General features: G+C 26.4%; 12 protein-coding genes. All 12 read right to left on the bottom strand.

Annotated elements, in window-relative coordinates; genetic code table 11:
• Positions 1-67: 67 nt before the first annotated feature.
• The 12 genes from AVBRAN12642_RS05605 to ileS all read right to left on the bottom strand — a co-directional run bounded on the left by AVBRAN12642_RS05605 (position 68) and on the right by ileS (position 20,449).
• Entirely contained in the window at positions 68-3,541 is a 3,474-nt protein-coding gene (locus tag AVBRAN12642_RS05605; RefSeq protein WP_336608087.1) for a calcium-binding protein, read from the bottom strand.
• Positions 3,531-4,523: a hypothetical protein gene (locus tag AVBRAN12642_RS05600; protein ID WP_336608086.1), complete on the bottom strand. Its 993-nt coding sequence runs from the start codon at positions 4,521-4,523 to the stop codon at positions 3,531-3,533. Before AVBRAN12642_RS05600 ends, AVBRAN12642_RS05605 begins: the two co-directional genes overlap by 11 nt.
• 201 nt (positions 4,524-4,724) lie before the next feature.
• Positions 4,725-6,821 carry a peptidase domain-containing ABC transporter gene (locus tag AVBRAN12642_RS05595; RefSeq protein WP_214117715.1) on the bottom strand — a complete coding sequence of 699 codons (2,097 nt, stop codon included), beginning with the start codon at positions 6,819-6,821 and terminating at the stop codon, positions 4,725-4,727.
• 1 nt (position 6,822) lies between these two features.
• The gene (locus AVBRAN12642_RS05590; RefSeq protein WP_239803651.1) at positions 6,823-8,088 is read right to left on the bottom strand and encodes a TolC family protein; all 1,266 of its coding nucleotides are present in this window, start codon (positions 8,086-8,088) and stop codon (positions 6,823-6,825) included.
• Positions 8,085-9,383, bottom strand: coding sequence for an HlyD family type I secretion periplasmic adaptor subunit (locus AVBRAN12642_RS05585; RefSeq protein ID WP_336608085.1), 1,299 nt, complete (start codon positions 9,381-9,383; stop codon positions 8,085-8,087). Before AVBRAN12642_RS05585 ends, AVBRAN12642_RS05590 begins: the two co-directional genes overlap by 4 nt.
• A gap of 71 nt (positions 9,384-9,454) precedes the next feature.
• The gene (locus tag AVBRAN12642_RS05580) at positions 9,455-12,037 is read right to left on the bottom strand and encodes a VWA domain-containing protein (protein WP_336608084.1); all 2,583 of its coding nucleotides are present in this window, start codon (positions 12,035-12,037) and stop codon (positions 9,455-9,457) included.
• A 12-nt stretch (positions 12,038-12,049) separates the two neighbouring features.
• Positions 12,050-12,631 (bottom strand): hypothetical protein, encoded by a 582-nt coding sequence (locus AVBRAN12642_RS05575; RefSeq protein WP_336608083.1) that lies wholly within the window; start codon positions 12,629-12,631, stop codon positions 12,050-12,052.
• Between the two features lie 151 nt (positions 12,632-12,782).
• The gene (locus AVBRAN12642_RS05570) at positions 12,783-13,913 is read right to left on the bottom strand and encodes a hypothetical protein (protein ID WP_336608082.1); all 1,131 of its coding nucleotides are present in this window, start codon (positions 13,911-13,913) and stop codon (positions 12,783-12,785) included.
• A gap of 288 nt (positions 13,914-14,201) precedes the next feature.
• Positions 14,202-15,161, bottom strand: coding sequence for a hypothetical protein (locus tag AVBRAN12642_RS05565; protein WP_336607243.1), 960 nt, complete (start codon positions 15,159-15,161; stop codon positions 14,202-14,204).
• Between the two features lie 155 nt (positions 15,162-15,316).
• Entirely contained in the window at positions 15,317-15,943 is a 627-nt protein-coding gene (locus AVBRAN12642_RS05560) for a hypothetical protein (protein WP_214150346.1), read from the bottom strand.
• Between the two features lie 317 nt (positions 15,944-16,260).
• On the bottom strand, positions 16,261-17,622 hold the full coding sequence (gatA, locus tag AVBRAN12642_RS05555) for an Asp-tRNA(Asn)/Glu-tRNA(Gln) amidotransferase subunit GatA (protein WP_214117706.1): 1,362 nt from the start codon (positions 17,620-17,622) through the stop codon (positions 16,261-16,263).
• A 94-nt stretch (positions 17,623-17,716) separates the two neighbouring features.
• Complete coding sequence (gene ileS / locus AVBRAN12642_RS05550; RefSeq protein ID WP_336607244.1) at positions 17,717-20,449, bottom strand: isoleucine--tRNA ligase; 2,733 nt, start codon at positions 20,447-20,449, stop codon at positions 17,717-17,719.
• Positions 20,450-20,481: the final 32 nt, after the last annotated feature.

The raw sequence follows: 20,481 nt of genomic DNA, 5'->3' as shown, positions 1-20,481 counted from the left end.
ATTTAAAAATAATTATTAATTTAATTTCAAATTCCTAATCCAAATTCTTAAAGAATTTGGATTTAGTTTATAAATATACTTGAATATTGTTGTTTTTATCATCTGTATATGTAATAAATCCAGATGAATTAGGCGAGTAAGCATTCGTATCTTGTATTAGTCTTTCTGTATTTTTTAAATAAGATGATAAATCAGGTTTAATCACTTTATTTACCAAATCCTCATAGCTTGGTAATTCTTTTGCGGCTGTATTTATAAACTCATCATAGCATAAAGTTTTATCACTAAAAACAAATTTTTCAATCTTATTAAATCCTATCCCAAAATTACCTAATATAGTAACACTATCTTTATTATTGTTATATTTGATGATTAGATTATCTACATCTTTTTTAAGCACAACTTCACTAAAGCTAATATCATTAAATTTAATAGTATCATATCCTAAGGCATCTTTTATATAATCATTTCCATCATTTCTATTAAAGATATATGTATCATTTCCAGCACCGCCGTCTAAATAATCATCTCCTTTACCACCAATTAAAGTATCATTACCAAATAAGCCATATATTTTATCGCTATATTCACTTCCAATTAAAGTATCATTACCCCAAGTAGGAGTTAATACCATTTGTCTTAAATCATTAGCACTTAAAGTCTTATCTTGTAATACTAAAGCAGATATATCATAATCTTTTTTGAAAAAATCTACAACTTTTATAGATGAACTTTCATCAACCACTTTTCTAAACCAACCAGCACTTTTTAGCTTGTTTATTATTAAATCATCATTATTTCTAGTAATTTTTACAAATGATGAGCTAACATCTAGGATTATTTCATCATAAGCATTATCATTTCTAAGATTAATTATTGTATCTTTCCCCCAAACTCCTTTATAAATATACTTATCATTCCCCATACCGCCTTGCAAGATATCATCTCCTGCTCCGCCTATAATGATATCATCACCATCTCCTGCATAAATATCATCATTACCATTGCCACCATTTATGATATCATCTCCTGCTCCACTTCTTATGATATCATCTCCATCTCCACCATCAATAATATCATCTCCATTATGTGTGATTATGGTATCGTTGCCATCTAGCATAGTTATTACATAATCTTTATTTGTAAAAAACATTGTAAAGTTATCATCACCATTTGTAGGTGTATAAACTCTATTAATTATCTCATCCTTATTTATGCTTGTATTATTAGCGAATTTGATTTCATCAATAGTATTTCTTAAATCTTCATATGCAAAAAAGTCTTTAACTCTAATGCTATTATTATCATCTTTAATCAGCATTAAATCATCATAATTTCTTACATATTTTAAATTATTGGCATTTATACTTGCATCGTTAAATTTAATACAATCTATATCATTTAGATTTGATTTGTAGTTTATGATAGTATCGTGCCCGAAATCTTTATCAAAAACATAAGTATCATTGCCATTACCACCCACTAAAGTATCATCGCCAATTCCACCGATTAAGGTATCATCGCCATCAAGTCCATATAAAGTATCTTTACCATTTAATAAATTTGTCCCTACTAATGTATCATTACCACTTGTTCCTGTTTGAGTTGATAGTGCATTGATAGTATCTTCATCTAAAAGTTTTAAATAATCACTTAAAGTATAATTATTCATTGTTTTTATAAAATCACCTAGCAATATTACACAATCATTTAAAGAATTTATATCTTTAAAGCTTGTTATAAACTCAGCTAAATCAACGAAAGCTTTTTTAGGATTTGTTTCATTAATAGCCTTAAATTTTTCTATACTTTTAGAAAAATCTAATTTAAGCTCATACGAGCCATTGTTTTCGTAGCTAGTAATGTTTATTTCATTATAGTATTCTTTTAATCTTGTTTGAAATAACAATCCCTTATAAACATAAGTTCTTAAACTATCATAAGTATTATTAAAGCTATTTCTAAGCTCGTTAAACTCATTTAAACTAGCTATATAAAAATCTTGATTATTAATACCTAAAAATGAATTAATAATTGATATTTTTTGCTTAAGCTCATTAAACTCATTTTTTAAACTTTCGCTAATAGTAAAATTAGCATATTCTCTAGCTTGTGATGGTGTAAGCCATAAATCCCTTATACTATCAGTATTGTTAGGATTATTGCTATCAAATTCTTTAGTTTTAGATAGGTTAAAGTCTTTGTTTAAAGCTTTATTAGTATTAGCCCAAGCATAAATTAGACTATCAAGCTTGTGCAATTGCTCTTCTTTGCTGTTTGTAGATGAATAATCTTTAAGCAATGCTTTTAATTTAGTATTTAAACAAGCAGCGTCCCTTAAATCTCTTAATACTCCATAGCCTTTAAGATTTGCTAGATTTAATTCTTCTTCTGAATATATTATCTTGTCTTTAAATACTCTTTCTATACTACTAACGCTAAAATTAATATCAGCTAATAAGCTTTCTTTATCATCCTTGATAAAGGTAGCTGTTTGAGTGATGGTGTTATCATTATCAAGCTTTTGATTTGTATCTTTATAGTTTAGATTTATACTAGTTATGTTTAAATCTTTTAAAGACTTTAGCTCGTTTATTTGCGTTATGCCATCTTCGGATAACCATACTTTAAGATTGTTAAACTCTTTATCGTTTATATCAATTACTCCGTCTTTATTACTATCTAAAAGCTTTAAGGCTTCAAAGCCGTTTAGAGCAAATGTGGTTTGAGTAGGATTTAAGGTTTGATTATTGTTAGCATCTAAAGCTTTAAAATCACTACTTGGAATTTCAGTAAAGTTTCCAAATAATTCATTGCCATTATCTATTAGATTATTATTGTTTTTATCTAATACTAATAATCCATCAACTTTATCAATCCAAGATGATTTATAAGCTATGTTGTCACTATTGTGGTCAAAAAATGCCTTAGAATTATTAAGAGTGATTGTATCTATTCTGCCGTTGTTGTTTAAATCAAGCACTAGTGGGTCTATGGTTTTAGTATTTGTTTGAGATTTTGTATAATCATGTGTGTTATTGTAAGCTTGATTTAATTTTTCAATAATTTTTTTATTTAACTCATCATTTTCAGTTATTAAACTATCAAGAAGTTCAGCAACTAGTGGTTTTAATATATTTTTAGAGGTAATACCTACTGCTGTTCCGACTAATTTAACTCCAGCATAATATGTTGCACCAGTAATTACAGCAATAAACAATGCTACAGGATTTTTTCCTCCAAAATTGAAAATATGCTTACCAATATTCATGCCAACTTTGATTGCACCGCTTTCAAATTTATCCACAACAATATTTTCAACTATCTGACCACTAACTTCTATAACAAATTCTTTAAATTCATCATTCTTTTTCACTTCTTCTACTAGCATTTCAAATTGTTGCTTTTCTTCATTGGCATTGCATATTGTTCCGATAATTTTTGTTCTCTTAGAAAAACTATCATAATAATCAAAAAATTTTTTTTGACTACAAACATAGGTTATAAAATCTTCTAATATCTTATAATCTTCATTTAGCATTTACAACTCCTTTTTTATTTTTATTAATTTCATCAATCTCTGCTTGTATTTTTTTTCTTAATTCTTTTTCATTAGGGCAGGAATTTTCTAAAACTCCTAATATTTCTAAACTTGTTCCAGATAAAGAACTAGAATAATTTTTTGTAGTTTTTACATAATCAATAATTTTTTGAAAATTATCGTATATTTCAAATATATCTTTTTTATAACATAAATCTTGTGGGATTATTGCTGGTTCAATCATTTTTCCATTTTCATCACCTTGTAAATTTAAATATATGTCTTTAGCATGAAGCATAATCACTGTATTTATATATATATAATAAAAATATTCCTTTGACTTTTGCGAATCAAAGTATCTTTTATAAGCCATGTCTAAATGCTTATATATTTCATCATGTTTATTTGATTCTTCTTTTAAATAATATATAAATCTATCAATATCTAAATCTGTATATATTGAAACAAGCCTTAACATGGTTGCAAAGCGATTTTGGTTTAGTTCAATATTATCAAAATAATTTTTTCCATATGGTAAGCGTTCGATCATTGAATAAATCTCATTAAAAAATTCATCTTTATAAGTATTTGTAACATACTTAGCATACGATAAATCATCACTTTTAAAAAACATATTTCTATTTAAAATCATCCACCATAAAATGTCTTCTATGCTATCTTTTGGTAAAAGCTCTTTACCTTCTTTAAATTTATCATTCATTTGATTTATAAGAAATATCATTATAAAATTATCATAATTCAAATATTTATGTAATGATTCAATAATAATTCTATATTCCATTGCATTTGCAAATTTAGCAGAAGCTTCTGGATTTTTGCTATATTGTATGTCAAAAGTTTCTTTTTGAACTTCGCTTATAATTGCATAAAAACTTCCGATAATAAGAAAAAATATAGTAAAGATAAAAGTTATTATTTTTTTAAAAATGATTTTTAAATATTTTGTTTGATTTACTTGCATATTTAGCCTTAATAAAAAATAAGATTAATTATATCAAATAAATAATAAAAATTCATAAAATTTAAAAATAATTATTAAAATTATGTTACTTTTCGTAATAAATAATATTAAAAAATATTTTTTGATTTAATTTTAAATTCATAATTCAAATTCTTTTAAAACTATAAATAATATTTATTAAATTATTTATAGTTTTAGTGTTTATAGATTTTGTTGTTTGTATAAATGTGCGTAGTATCCATTAAGTTCCATTAGTTTTGTATGATTTCCACACTCAACCAAATTACCCTTATCAAGGACTAATATCTCATCACAATCTTTAACCGTGCTTAATCTATGTGCTATTATTATAAAGGTTTTGTTTTGTTTGATTAGTGATAGATTTGATGTGATGATTTTCTCGCTTTCATAATCAAGTGCCGAAGTAGCCTCATCAAATATCAAAACCCTTGGATTATGTAGCAAGGCTCTTGCTATTGCTATTCTTTGTCTTTGACCGCCGCTTAACGCAGAGCCTCTTTCTCCTACTAAAGTATCATAACCTGCACTAAGTTCGCTTATGAAATCGTGTGCTCCTGCTATTTTGCATACATTTATTATTTCTTGCATTGATGCACTTGGCTTTGATAGGCTTATGTTTTCTTTGATACTACCGCTAAATAAATAATTTTCTTGTAAAACTACGCCTAAATTACTCCTTAAAACATAAGGATTTAAATGTCTTAAATCTATTCCATCTATATAAATAGAGCCTTCGTTTGGGATATAAAGTCTTTCTATGAGTTTTGTTATGGTGCTTTTACCACTGCCACTGCGTCCTACTATTCCTATGCTTTTATTTGCTTGTAGGTTAAAGCTTAGATTGTTTAAGACATAGTTAGAATTTGGGCTATATTTAAAGCTTACATTATCAAATTTTATATTACCTGATACTTGATTTAGCGATATAGGTTTATTTGTAGTTTGCTCTTGCGGTGTATTTAAAATATCTCCTAATCTATCTACGCTTAAAATAGCTTGTTGTAATTCATTCCACAAGCTTACGAGTCGCATAATAGGAGCGCTAAATTGATTGGCAAACATCTGAAAGGCTATTAATTGTCCTACACTTAAACTCCCATCAATTACTAATCCTACTCCAAAATACAAAATCGCTAATGTCATAAGCTTTTGTAAAGAATTAGCAAAAGTACTTGCGATATTGCTTAGATTACTTAAATTAAAAGATGATTTTAAATATTTTGCTAAATAATCTTCCCAGTATTTTTTCATACTACCTTCAATGGCTAGGGATTTTATGGTTTGCATTCCTGTTATGCTTTCTACTAGATATGAATTAGATGCTGCTCCCATTTGGAATTTATCTTCAAGCCTTGCTCTTAAAATAGGCGTTATAAAAAAATAAATCAAAGCAATACAAATCACAAAAGCTAATGAAACAAATGTTAGTTTCACGCTATATAAAAGCATCATCAAAATAAAAACTATACTAAATAACAAATCTAAAATCACGCTTACTGATTTGTTGGCTATAAAATCTCTTATATTATCAAGCTCTCTTATTCTAGCTGCTATGTTGCCTACTTTTCTATTCTCAAAATACACCATAGGTAACAATAATAAATGTGTAAATAACTCACTGCCTAATTTTGCGTCAATTTTTGTGGTAGTATGAGTAAAGATATAATTTCTACTAAGGCTTAATAAACTTTCAAAAACAATAACGCTAAAAAATGCAAAAGCAATTACATTAAGTGTGCTTATACTATGGTGCAACAAGACTTTATCAAGGACTACTTGGGTAAATAAAGGTGTAACTAAGCCAAATAATTGCATAACAAAACTTGCTAATAAAATTTGTAATACAATACCCTTATAACTTAGCATTCTTTTATAAAACCAAGAGAAGCCAAACTTTACACTATCGTTTAATAATTTGTGTGCTAGGATTAAGATTTTATCACTTGATAAATTATGTAATTCTTCATAGCTAATTTGCCTTGCTTCTTTTCCACCATCAAAAATAAGAGCTTGTTGATTATTAAAATCAAGTTTTAAAACTACAAAATATGTTAAATCTTTTTTCAAAAATATAAAAGGTGCTTTATATAAATGAAGGTTTTTTAAATTAAGCTTTTTGATTTTTACTTTAAAATCATTATCTTTAGCGATTTTTGCTAGTTCGTAAATACTTGGCTCGCTATCTTTTAAAGCGTATTTGTTACAAATCGCATTAATATCTATTGATATATTTGCAAATTGCGCACAAAGTGATAAGCAACCTAAGGCTGTATGCATATTAATATCCTTTTTTACAATTATTAAATTGATTATTTATTAAATTAATTTTAATAGCGTTTGCATTTGCATTTATTATATATTCATTTAAATCTTGGAGTTTTTTATAGTTTTCTATACTTGCATTTATGACTTCAAATTTTGATTTTTCACCAGTTTTGTGTAGTTTTTGTATATAAAGCTCATTTGTATTTGCTTCTTTGCTTATTATCTTTAAGGTTTTTATTATTTCATCTTTGTTTTGTATAAAAAATATAAGCTCGTTTATTTGTTTTTCATATTCTAGCTTTGCTTGTATTAGCTCTTGATTTAATTTGTTTATTTCTAATTGTTTTAACTCTTTAGATGAACTTGTTTTAAATCCATCAAATATAATATAGTTAATCCCAATTCCTACTAAGTACCCGTGTTTTTTAGAACTATCGGCAAGGTCTTGATAATTATTTTTGGTTTTATCATAAAAATCATATCTTGAATAAAGGCTTATTGTAGGGCGTTGATTTAGGGATTTTAGTTCATACATTGAGCTTTTTATTTTAGAATTTAATTCTAAAAATTTATTTGTTTTTTCAAATTCTAAAAAGTCTAAAGCAATTTCATCAATTTTACTAAAATCATCTATTTTATCAATATTAAGATTTGATAAATACGATATATATGATAAATAATTTCTTAATTCAAATTCTAGTTTTAAAATCTGTGTTTTTGCATCGCTAAAGTCCAAAAAATAAGAATTTACATTGATTAAATCTAATTCTCCAACTTTATTTAATCTCTTTGATAATTTATATAAACTTTCATAAGCAAGGCTTAAATTTTTATATGTTTTTAATTTATTTTCACTTAATAGTGCGAGTTTGTAGTATTCTAATAAATCTAGTGATAATTGCAATTCCTTATAGCACTTATTGTAATTACTTGTAGCGATATTCTCTTTGGCTGATTTGATTTTATAATAATCATTTCCAAATTTGAATAAATCATATTTTAATATAAGTGATATTGTGCTTTGATGATTGTTATAATCGCTAAAAAGCTCTCTTTTATAATCATTACTTTTTGTATTTGAATACTTAAAATCTGCATTAAATGATAATTCTGGATACAAATATGATTTATAAAAATCATAATTATAATTAGCACTTTTAATATCTATTTTTGCGATATTTATGATAGGAGAATTTTTAAGTGCATAGTCTAGTATGGTGTAAAAATCTTTAGCTATTGATGTGCTAAGCATTATAAGAAAAACAAAAATAATTCTCATCTAATACTAAGCCCTTCATCAAGATATCTAATAATAGGATATATGAAAAACTCTATTACTCTTCTTTTGCCAACCTTTACTTCAGCTATTACTTGCATTCCTGGTTCTATTTCTTTTGTTTCACCATCTACTATCAAATGATTTTTTAAAGGTTTTACTTTAATTTCAAAAATATCTCCTAATTTTTCATCTTTTATAGCATCGTTTCCAATATGTTCTAAAATTCCATCTAGTTTGCCGTATTTTTGAAAATTAAATGTGGTTATTTTGATAGCTACATTTTGCCCTTTTTTAAGATATCCTATATCTTGATTTAATACATTTGCTTTTATTATAAGTGGCTTATCAATTGGGATTATTGATATTAATTGCTCATTGCTTGATACAGAACTTCCTTCAGTATTTACAAATAATTTTCCTACATATCCATCAACTGGTGATGAAATAACTTGCCTTAGGCTTTGAAATTCTATCGCGTTTATATCTGCCTTTAATAATGCTATTTCATTTTTAATTTTTAAGAGTTCATCATAATTTTTAGCAATAAAATTTGCTTTAAAACTCTCAAGTTCTTTTGTGAGTTCGTTTAATTTATTTTCTAATTCTAAAGATTTGTTTTTATTTACAAGTATTTGTAATTGTAAATCTTGCTTTGTTTTTAATAAATTTTCATAATCTTTATAAGCGATTATATCTTTTACCTTGCTAAGTCTATTTAATTTTGAGCTTGTGTATTTATGCTCTATTTCTAATCTTTTTAATTCTTCTTTATTGGCTTGTAATGAATTAATAGTTTGTTTGATTTTAAATTCATAAGTGTTTATGCTATTTTTAAAGCTATTTAATTGGTTTTGATATAGGCTTAATTCTGCATTACTAACATCTTTTAATTCGCTCTCGTTACTTAGTGCATTTAATCTTTTTAAACTATCTTCTAAAGCTTTTAAATTCTCTTTTTTACTTTCTAAATTGACTTTAGATACACTTGGGTCAACTAGTATTAAAGGCTCATTTGCTTTTATTTTATCACCTTCTTTTACAAGAATTTTATAAATTACTCCGTTTTCTAAAGGTTTGATTATTTTAATTTCTCCATCAGGCACTACTTTACCACTAGCACTTACTACTATATCAACCTTAGCTAGTATTAGCCAAGCAATACTAAAAACTATTACAAATAAAACTATATATAAAATACTTTTACCTAATGGATTTTGCGGTCTATCTTCTAACTCTACTAAAAGTGGTTTAAATTCGTGTGTATCATCATCAAATTTTTTAAAAATTTTAAACATATTTTACCTAATTAATATATTTTTTAAATACTTAAATAATAATTACCCTAAATTAATTTAGGGTAATTTGCTTAATTCCAAGCACTCATATAGATTTGATTTAATCTATCATCGTTTATATGATTAATATTATGAATATCTATGCCGTTATTTTTAGCAAATGCACTAGTTTGCTCTATTAGTTTATCTATTGTTTTTGTATTGATGAATTTATTATCATCAAGTTCTATTGTGTTTATTTGATTGTGATAGCCAAATTTCCAAGCAAAGTGATGTGCTACTCTTATGCTATTTGTATCATCATCTTTAAATTTTATTAGCAGGTCTTTACCATCTTTTATCAAAAATATTTCATCAGCTTTTAAATTTTGTAATTTTAAAGCATCTTGCCCACCATCATCATAGATTAAATCATTTCCATCACCTTTTCTATAAACATATATATCATTACCAAATCCACCATATAACTTATCATCTCCTTTACCACCGATTAAAGTATCATTGCCTAATTTGGTTGATATAACATCGTTTTTATTACTACCTATTATTACATCATCTTTATAAGATGTGCTTATATTACTTGCATTATCTTGATAGGCTACTGCAAATGTTGATGTAGCAAAATTAGAAAAGCTAAAATCTTTTTCTTTTAAGAATATTATCGCTTCTTTGTTTGCTTGCATACTTACGCTTCTTTTGACAGCTAGTTCATCTAATGTAACATCACTAAAGCTTATGCTACTAATTTTACTTTCATTATTGGTATTATAAAAATCTTTTATTGTTACGCTATTATCTTTATTAAGTGTAATTTTTAAATCATTTAAATCTTTTTTAAATCTTACATCTTTATAGCTTACATCTTTAAAAATAATTGTATTTTTATCAATATTATTTAAATTACTTTCTATTATGGTATCGTTACCAAAATTAAGCCCAGTAAAAGTATAAGTATCGCTTCCAGCTTTACCTACTAGCGTATCATCTCCATCAAATCCATTAAGGCTATTATCCTTATCATTGCCTTCTATTGTATCATTGCTTGAGGTTCCGTAATTCATAGCATCAAATATTTTATCAGCAACCAAGCTATCATCATCTAATTTAAAATAATCTCCATTTGTAGCTAAGGCTAACTCTTTAAATTCATTAAAGGCTTCTTCATCGTTTCCAGTATATATAGCATATACCTTTATACCTTCCTTTTTAAGAATATCAATCGCTCTTTCTTTTTGTTGATTTGGTTTTAATAACCCAAAAGCATCATCTTTTAAATGGCTATCCTTTGCTATAGCATCACCAAATAAGAATAATCTCTTATCAGCACCATAGCTCCAATTAGCAGAAGCTGCTCTTATAATTCCAGAAAAGGTAAGCTCTGGATAATCCCCACCACCACTTGCATATAAAGAATTTATAGCACTTATAATACTTGCTTTATCATTAGTTAAATTTGTAAAAGTTTCAGTATATGGGTCATTGTATCCAAATACACCAATTCTAGTATTTAAATCATTTTTAAATGCTAGATTAACTAGCTCTTTTATTTGACTTTTAACCGAATTAATAGCACCACCCATAGAGCCAGTTGTATCGCTTAAAAATGCCATTTCTACTTTTGATTTATCTCCTAAAGTTATACCAAGTGATTGTTTGTCTTTAGAATAGTTTTTGATAGTAAAGCTCTCATTAGTTTTTATATTAGTAATTATTAAATCACTACCTTTTAATTCATATTGAATGTTTTCATCATCTTTAGAAATATATACATTTGGATTTTTGCTAGATTGTTTACTCTCTCCTAAAAGTAGGTTATTAAAAAATACTCTTCCATTATCATCGCTATCTATTATCTCATCTTTATCTCCTACATAGTAGGTATCAAAACCATTGCCACCATAGATTATATCTTTACCTTTACTACCATAGATTGTGTCATTACCACCGCTATTATCATCATTAACATAATCTGCATAAATTGTATTTATTTTACTTCTATTTATTTGCCTTAAATCAATAGTATCACTGCCATCTCCACCATATACAAAATAATTACCATTATTTCTTTCTTGTTTGGCTATTATATTATCATTTCCATTACTTCCAAAGATACTATTTATACCAATTACTTCATCTCTTATATTATTAAAACCAATTTTATGCCAATTATCCACATTGTTGTATAGTTGATTATATAAAATATTATCTACATAATTAGAATTATCACCAGGTATTAATGCACCATTGAATGCATTAGAATTCAGACCAATTACCTCTAATGCTTTCCAAGTAAAGTCTATACAAGCATTTTTAAAGAGATCATATTTCTCATTATTAAATCCATATTTCTTAGGTGAATTACCATAATCAATTAAAGTATTATATTGTTCTTTGTTGATATTGATTGTAGCCGTATAATATGTGCTTTGATATGCAATATCATCATTATCAAGTAGTTCTCCAGTTTTATTTAATATATTACTACTACCACCCTCATTGCTATCTAATCTTCCAAATCCAAAAGATCTACTATAACTACCATTAGAGATAGAATACCACATATGCCCTGCTATTGATATTGTTTTTTTACCATTTTTATCTATATAGTAAGTCCCTGGTTTCGCTATCTTGACTGTTAAAGTGTATTTACTCATAATTTCTCCTTATTAAACTTTTCTTCTATAAGCTGTGATTGCGATTTTTGCAAAATCACCCTTTATATTATCATCATCTATTAGATTTGTAATGACTGCTTTATATGTTTTATTTTCAGGTATAAAGTAAAATCCAAGATATCTTACCGCCATAAAAACTTTTTCATTTTTTATACTCATAGTTCTACGACTGCCTACATTTGTATTTGCATTTGGTGTAGCGACTTTATCAAATACTAATATTTCATCACCATCCTTAGTAAGTTCATATATTTTAATATCAAGTGCAAGCGGATAATAAGGATTATTTCGTATATTATATTCTATTTTTTTATCATATAAATCAACTGCATAGTAATCCTTGCCAACTGTGCCGTATTCAAAACGCAAAGGATAAAAAGCATAAAATCCTAAATACTCTCCTATATCTTTTCTTTGTGGCTTAAAGATTATTTCAAATTTAGTGCCTTTTTTGCTTAAGTCAAATAAAGTATATATAGGAGTTTTTGGTATTTTATCTTTATGAAATATATCAAATAATCCAGCAATTAATAACGAAACTAGCATAAATGATAATCCAAGTTTTTTAAACATTTAAACTCCTTTATTTTTTCATATCATAGCATTATTTAAGAATATTTTTTGGTTTGTAAATGTGTTTAAAGGTTGAAATATAATTTTTAAATTCTTAGAATTTAAAAATTTTTATTGCTTTATTTTGCTATATATTTTTAATTTAGAAAAATTACTCATCTTTTATCTCCTTATTATTAATAAAATTGTCTATAAATATATCATTGCATTCTTCACTACCACGCACACTTATATGTTTATTGCATAATTCTACACCAGCTGCTCTCTGAAATGGAGAAGTTTTGTCAAAGATTATAGCATATAAAGAAAAAGGTGTGCCGGTTTTATAAGCAAGAATACTCTGAGCTATTTTTTTATTATTAATCCTATCTTTTATATAAGCAAAGTATTCAAATTTAGTCCAAAGTTTATCTTTTATATTAGGATAATCACATATATAGTTATGATCAGAATTTGTGCATTTTACATATTCATATCTTGATAATTCATTTTTATCTATCTCTACTCTTGCTATGCATTTACCTTTGTAGAATTCTTCAATTTTGACACTCTTTTTTCTATAAGCTTCCATCATATCTATAATTAGATATCTTATTCTATCTTCTGGCATATTATGTTTTTGTATTAAATATTTTATTAAATCTTTTATTTCAGTAGGAATTTTTTCATGAAACATATTTTTTCTTAAATAATCTTCCCAAAAAACATTACTATTACCTGCTAAATATTTTTTATAATATTTATTATATAGTTCTAAAAATTCTTCATACTCTATAAAACCTTTAGTTCCATCGCTTCTATCATATTCCAATGTAAACAATAGCTTATACTCTAAATCTTTTGAAACCACACAATTTTTATCATCTTCATTGCTTGAATAAAATCTAAAATATTTTCCATTGTTTATAGGATGGTCGCTTATTTCCTTATAGTCAATATATTTTATTTTATTATCTAAAAGTGATAGCATATAAAAATCTGGTAATATAGAGCCAATCCATCCTCCTATATAATATTCGCTTATTTTATATCTCTCTTTATCCATAAGATTAACCTTATATTCACCAATATATAGCGAATTTCCTTTAAAAGTCTCAAGGTATGTATTTGTAGCATATTTATTAGCATTGTAATAAAAAACAATATTTGTTATAAATATATCACCAAAAAATGCAAAAAACCAAATAACAAACCACATTAGTTTTCTTTTAAAACCTTTTGGTTTAATTAAAACAATAAAAAATGTAATAAGCACAATAATATGCAATAAAATAAATTCCATTTTCAACACCTAATTATTTTTCATATCATAGCATTTACTTAAATAAAAATATCAAAAAACTTTATTAATTTTTATTAATTGTTACTTTTTGTAATATTTTTAAATTCTTATTTCAAATTCTCATAATTTTTACAAGAATTTAAAATAAGAATTATAAGTTTTATAATTTGTAATTTTATTTTTATTAAGAGTTTTTTGTCCCCATAAGTATAATGATAATATTTGTAAAATCACCATTTAAATCTAATCTAAAATTTGCCATTCTTTCTCCTTTTTATATAAATGAAATTAAAAATTACCGCAATTGTCAAACACTATTCCGTAAGTAAAATCATCTTTATAGTTTTTAAACTTTTTTATCAATTTATCTAAATTTTTTTCTTGTTCTTGTAGTGTATATAAATGTATTTTTTTATAAAATATTGTGTTTTCTTTAAAATAAAAACTATCATCTAAATATACATAATATTGTTTTATTGAATTATTTGCCAAAATAACAGGTTTAATAAACCCTGCTTTGTTGTTTTTAGCGTCTATCGTTAGATATTTAGAATAATCAACTTCTTGAAGTTCATCTAAAGAAAAATATTCTTTTTCTAAGGCTCGTTGCTTTAAAAACTCTTTATAATTATCTAAATTAAAATCTTTATGAATGTAATAATTTATTTTATCTTCATTATCTTCATTAAGAGAAAAAGATAAGTGTTTATATGTTTCATCCCATCTTTTTGTTTTTAAGAAATTTATCACTACTCTTTTATAAAGCTCATCTTTAGGTAATATCCTATCTTCTTTTAAGCAATAGCCTTGCTGGTATTTTTTATAATCACTTAGAGTTACTATTCTTTCATGAGTTTTACTTGAATAATCAGGTATGGTTCTAAAAAAATAATTATATAAAGCAAATATTATTATCATAGGTATTATACTATATTTAAAAGCTATTTTATTGTTAAATCTTTTTCTTAATTTAAAGAAAAATATTATAAAAAATATAATTATAAAAACTTTAAGATATATTAGTGGATAAAGTATAAGTCCTTTATAAAATAAAATTATTATTTGACCTGTAAAACCAAAAAACAAACTATTAATCGCTAAAAAGCAAAAAAGAATTGAATAAATTACATTTACATCTGAGCCAATGCTAAAAATTACACCTGCTAAAACTGAGCCAATAGCAATCATTATTTCAATTATTATAAAAATCTTAAAAAGTATTTTTAAGAATTCTAATGTTTTTTTCATACTAAAACCTTAAATATTTTTCATAGGAAGATTACAAAACTATTTTTCCATACTTATCTTTTAAATACTTATCTCCAACATCATACATTGCAGTCCAGATATTTTTAAAATTATCCATACAATTCAAATATTCTTCTTTTGTCATCATCAACTCCTTAACTATCAATTTTTTCATAAATATAACCATATTTATCAAAATAAATTTTAAGCTCTTTTATATTGATATTATGATTATCTTTAAAATACTTTTCAAGCTCGTGATATTTTTCAATGCTTAATATATTTATAATCTTTTCATCTTGCAATAAAATTACCGAATCCATTACCTTATAGTATTTTAGTTTAAGCGTAAATATGTAATAAAATAATTTAAGAATAAAATTTATAAAGTATTGTAAGATAGTAGCAGGTAGTAAAAAAATCCATAAAATTTGAATTACTTCATGGGGTTTTTGTGATTTGTGATGAACTACCGAAAAGCTTTTATATATCTTAAAAGGCTTATTTAAATCAATACTTTCTAACACTTCGCCATTATTTAGATAATTAATGGTATTTTTAGTAATTATGATTTCTCTTTTACACTTTATAAAAGGTCTTATGTAAGGTAGTGCTAAAAATGGCATAATTATAAAAACATTTCTATGAAGTGAAGAGCTAGGATTATCTGTTAGAAAATACGCAATATAACTTATTATCATACAAACAAAAGCAGGTAAAAAATCAAAAAATGTATTAATATCCTTGATAATTACCGGCTCTTTATCGTAATCTCTTTGCATATCATCTAACCTTTTTTTAATAAATTTATATGGTGCTATATAGCACAATCAATGCCTTAAATTAAAACCACAACTAAAAATAGTAACATTCCAAATTTTAAGCATTCAAATTCCTTTATTTTTCATATCATAGCATTTACTTAAATAAAAATATCAAAAAACTTTATTAATTTACAATTTAATCACTATTTAGATAGTTAATTTACGATAAAAAAGATAGAAAGTATAAAAATTACATAATATAAATATTAAGCAAAGTGCTAAAAGTGATTAAAATCTATTTTAAATTCTTAGAATTTAAAATAGAATAGGGTAGGTTATTTAACAGCGTTTTCCAAGCTTAATGCTGCATTTAATAAGTTTTGCTCATCAAATCTTTTTGCTACTAATTGAACGCTCACATTTAAATTATCTTCAGTTTTAGCAACAGGCACGCTAATACCTGCAAGTTTTGCAAGATTAACTGAAATAGTGAAAATATCTTCTAAATAGCTTTCAACAGAACTAGTCTTCGCATCAAATGATTTTGGAAGACTTGGTGCAACAGGCATTAGTATTAAATCATTATCGCTTAAAATTTCATTGTATTTTCTAGTGATAACTTCTCTTACTAATTGAGCTTTTTTATAATATGCGTCAATATAACCACTTGAAAGCACGAATGTTCCTAATAAAATTCTTTTTTGAACTTCAAGCCCAAAACCTTCGCTTCTAGTATTTACATATAACTCGTTTAAATCTTTAAATTCCTTAGCTCTATTGCCATATCTAATCCCGTCGTAACGGCTTAAATTAGCACTTGCTTCAGCACAAGCTATTATATAATAAGCAGCTACATCGTATTTACTATCAGCAAGGCTAACTTCACTTATGGTATGACCACAAGCTTTTAATTTATCTATAGCTTTATAAGTTTGTGTTTTTATTTCATCAGAGCATGAATCTATATAATTTTTAATAATTGCAATTTTGTATTTTTTATTAGCGTCTAATTTATCAAATGTAGGCACAAATTGAATATCAGCACTAGTGCTATCAAACTCACAATGACCTGCAATCGCATCGTATAAAATACTAGCGTCTTTTACATTTTGAGTTAATACTCCTATTTGGTCTAAACTACTTGAATAACTAGCAAGTCCATATCTGCTAACTCTTCCATAACTTGGCTTAAAACCTACACAACCACAAAATGCAGCAGGCTGGCGAACACTTCCACCTGTATCGCTTCCTAATGCAGCAAGAGCTATTTTTGCACCTACCGCAGCAGCACTACCACCACTACTTCCACCTGGGACTAAAGCATTATTTAAAGGATTTAGGGTTTTTCCATAAAAGCTTGTTTTTGTAGTATTACCCATAGCAAACTCATCCATATTACATCTTCCAAATGGTGCGAATTTGTGTTTTTTCATATTGCTAATCACACTTGCATCATAAGGTGCATAATATCCTTGCATTATTTTTGAACCATTTGTAATGCTCCAGCCCTTAACTTGAATATTATCTTTAATAGCTACAGGCACTCCTAGATAATCAACATCATCTAAAGGAGTATTGATTAATTGCTCTACATAAGCTCCTAAATGTTTGTTTTCTAATGCTAATTTATTTAGTTCTTTTTTTAATTCTATTAATTCATTATCACTTAATTTTAATGCTTGTTCTAAAGTTATCATTTCTTTCCTTTATTTACTAAAATTACTCCAATAGCACTAATTATAGCTAATACTATAATAGTGCCGACTATTAGCTCTAAGCTAACAGGTTCGCTCATTTTAACACCCTTTCGCATCTAGGACATAAGCTTTCTTCGTTTAGACTTAAGTATTTCCAACATCTAGGGCATTTGCATAGATTTGATTTTATGATTTTGTATGTTTTATTATCAATTTCAAAACTTGCCAAAGCTTCGTTATTATTTAAAGCTTCAATTTTACTTAATGAATAAAAATCAGCTGCTTCTTCATAATTTAATATCACTTCATCATTAGTAGCTAGATTCAGCTCTAATGTGCTTTTGATTATTTTATCTTTTTTTAATATATCAATTTGCTCGTAGAATTTAACACGAGTTTTTAATAAATATTCATAATCGTTTTTGCTCGGTTTGATTTTACTAGCAAAATCAAAATCTTCTAAATCAAAAATACTCTTAATATCGCCTAATATAAATTTGTTTGCGTGTTCGCAAGCTTCATTTGTAGTATGAGTTAATACAGGTGCTAGTAAAACTAATAATTTTTTAAGTATTAAAGCCATTGCAGTAATTGACGCTGTTCTTTTGCTATCTTCTTTAGCATCACAATACAAGCTATCCTTACAAATATCAAGATAAACACCGCTTAAATCAGCACTTAAAAATGTGCAAAGTGCATTCATACCTTTAGCGAAATCATATTCTAAGAATGATTTTTTGTAAAGTTCAAACACATTATTAGCTTTATTTAAAATCATTTTGTCTAAATCACTGAAATTATAATTATAAGCTTTTAAATCGCTAGTATTTGCTAATAAAAATCTTATTGTATTTCTTATTTTTCTATATTGTTCGCTAGTTTGTTTTAATATGCTTTCGCCTAATTTAACATCAGTTGAATAATCACATAATGTTATATAAAGTCTAAAGATTTCTAAGCCATAATTTTTTGCAATTTGTTCTGGTGCTATTACATTGCCTAGACTTTTACTCATTTTTCTACCTTTTTCATCAACGGTAAATCCGTGAGTTAAAACTGCTTTATAAGGTGCTTGTTTGTTTAAAATAACGCTTAATAATAATGAGCTTTGAAACCACCCACGATGTTGGTCGCTTCCTTCTAAATACATATCAGCTTGAGTTGTTTTGATATCGTAATTTCCACTAGCTAAAACAGCGTTAAATGTAGAGCCGCTATCAAACCAAACATCTAAAATATCAGTAACTTTTTCTAATTCATCTGCTTTATATTTTGAATTAGCCGGTAATAAATCTTTAATATCTTTTTGCCACCATACTCTTACGCCTTCTTTTTCAAATATGCTTGCAAGGTGTTCGTAAAGTTCAAAATCCATAATCAAATTCCCTGATTTATCATTAAAGAATGCTAAAGGCACACCCCAAGAGCGTTGTCTTGAAATACACCAATCAGGTCTATTACTAATCATAGTTCCTATTCTATTTCTTCCTGCTTTTGGATAAAAACTTACTTCATCAAGTGATTTTTGAGCTAATTCTCTTAAAGTCATACCATTGTAAAATTCTTTATCCATAGCTATGAAAAATTGTTTAGTAGCTCTATAAATTATTGGTTTATGAGTTCTCCAGCAAAATGGATATGAGTGTATAAATTTAGAGCATTTTAAAAGACTTTTGCCCAATAATTCAATAATTACTTCATTTGCTTTAAATACATGCATTCCTAATAATTCAGGTTTATTTGGCACTAATCTTTTGATATTTTCATCATAACAACCATCATCTCCTACAGGCATTTCTACTTCAATGTTATATCTTAAACAAGCATAATAATCATCTTCTCCGTGTCCTGGTGCAGTATGAACTAAACCACTACCGCCATCCATTAAAACATGCTCTCCTGTTATGAATTGAGATAGATTATTGTTTAAAGGATTTAATGCGTTTGTATTTTCTAAAAAATCTCCTTTAAATTCAAGCACAGGTTTAATATTAAATTCTGCTAAATCTTCTAATCTTTTTTTAGCTACGATAAGACCATTTTCTCCTAAAACATATAGCTCATCTTTATTTAATGCGATTGCTTTATTTGCTGGTAAAGTCCAAGGAGTAGTAGTCCAAATAACAGCTCTTGCGTTGTTTAAAACACTATCATTTGCTCCTAAAGATTTAAGTTTTGCTTTTGCATCATCGTTTAGTTTGAATGCTACGAAAATTGAATAATCTTCTTTATCTTCATATTCAACTTCTGCTTCAGCTAAAGCACTTTTAGCAGCCCAACTCCAATAAACTGGCTTACTTCTTTGAATTAATAAACCATTTTTAGCTACTTCTAAAAGAGTTTTGTAAATATTTGCTTCAAATTTAAAATCCATAGTCAAATAAGGCTTGTCAAAATCTCCAATTATTCCTAAGTCTTTAAATTCTTTCATTTGAATACCTATGAATTCTTTTGCGTGTTCGGTGCAAGCGTCGTGAATTTCTTTTATACTTGGATTTTTATCTTTTAATTTGATTTCAACTTGTTGTTCAATAGGCAAACCATGGCAATCCCAACCAGGAGTATATGAAATTGAATTATTAGCTAGAAAATATCTAGTTTTATTAATCATATCTTTTAAGATTTTATTTAAAGCATGACCTATGTGTAAATGCCCGTTAGCGTAAGGTGGGCCATCGTGTAGGATAAATTTAGGTGCTTTTTTATCTCTTAATTGTGCGTATGCAAATGATGAAAATTTTTCAAAACTTTTTTTCTCGTTTTCATAAAGATTTGCTCTCATCTCAAAAGTAGTATTGGGTAATAATAATGTATCTTTATAATCCATAAATGTGCCTTTAATATTTTTTGATTGTTAAA

This window comes from Campylobacter sp. RM12642, assembly GCF_020137635.1.
Taxonomy (GTDB): Bacteria; Campylobacterota; Campylobacteria; order Campylobacterales; family Campylobacteraceae; genus Campylobacter_E.
This window is presented reverse-complemented; position numbering and strand designations above follow the sequence as displayed.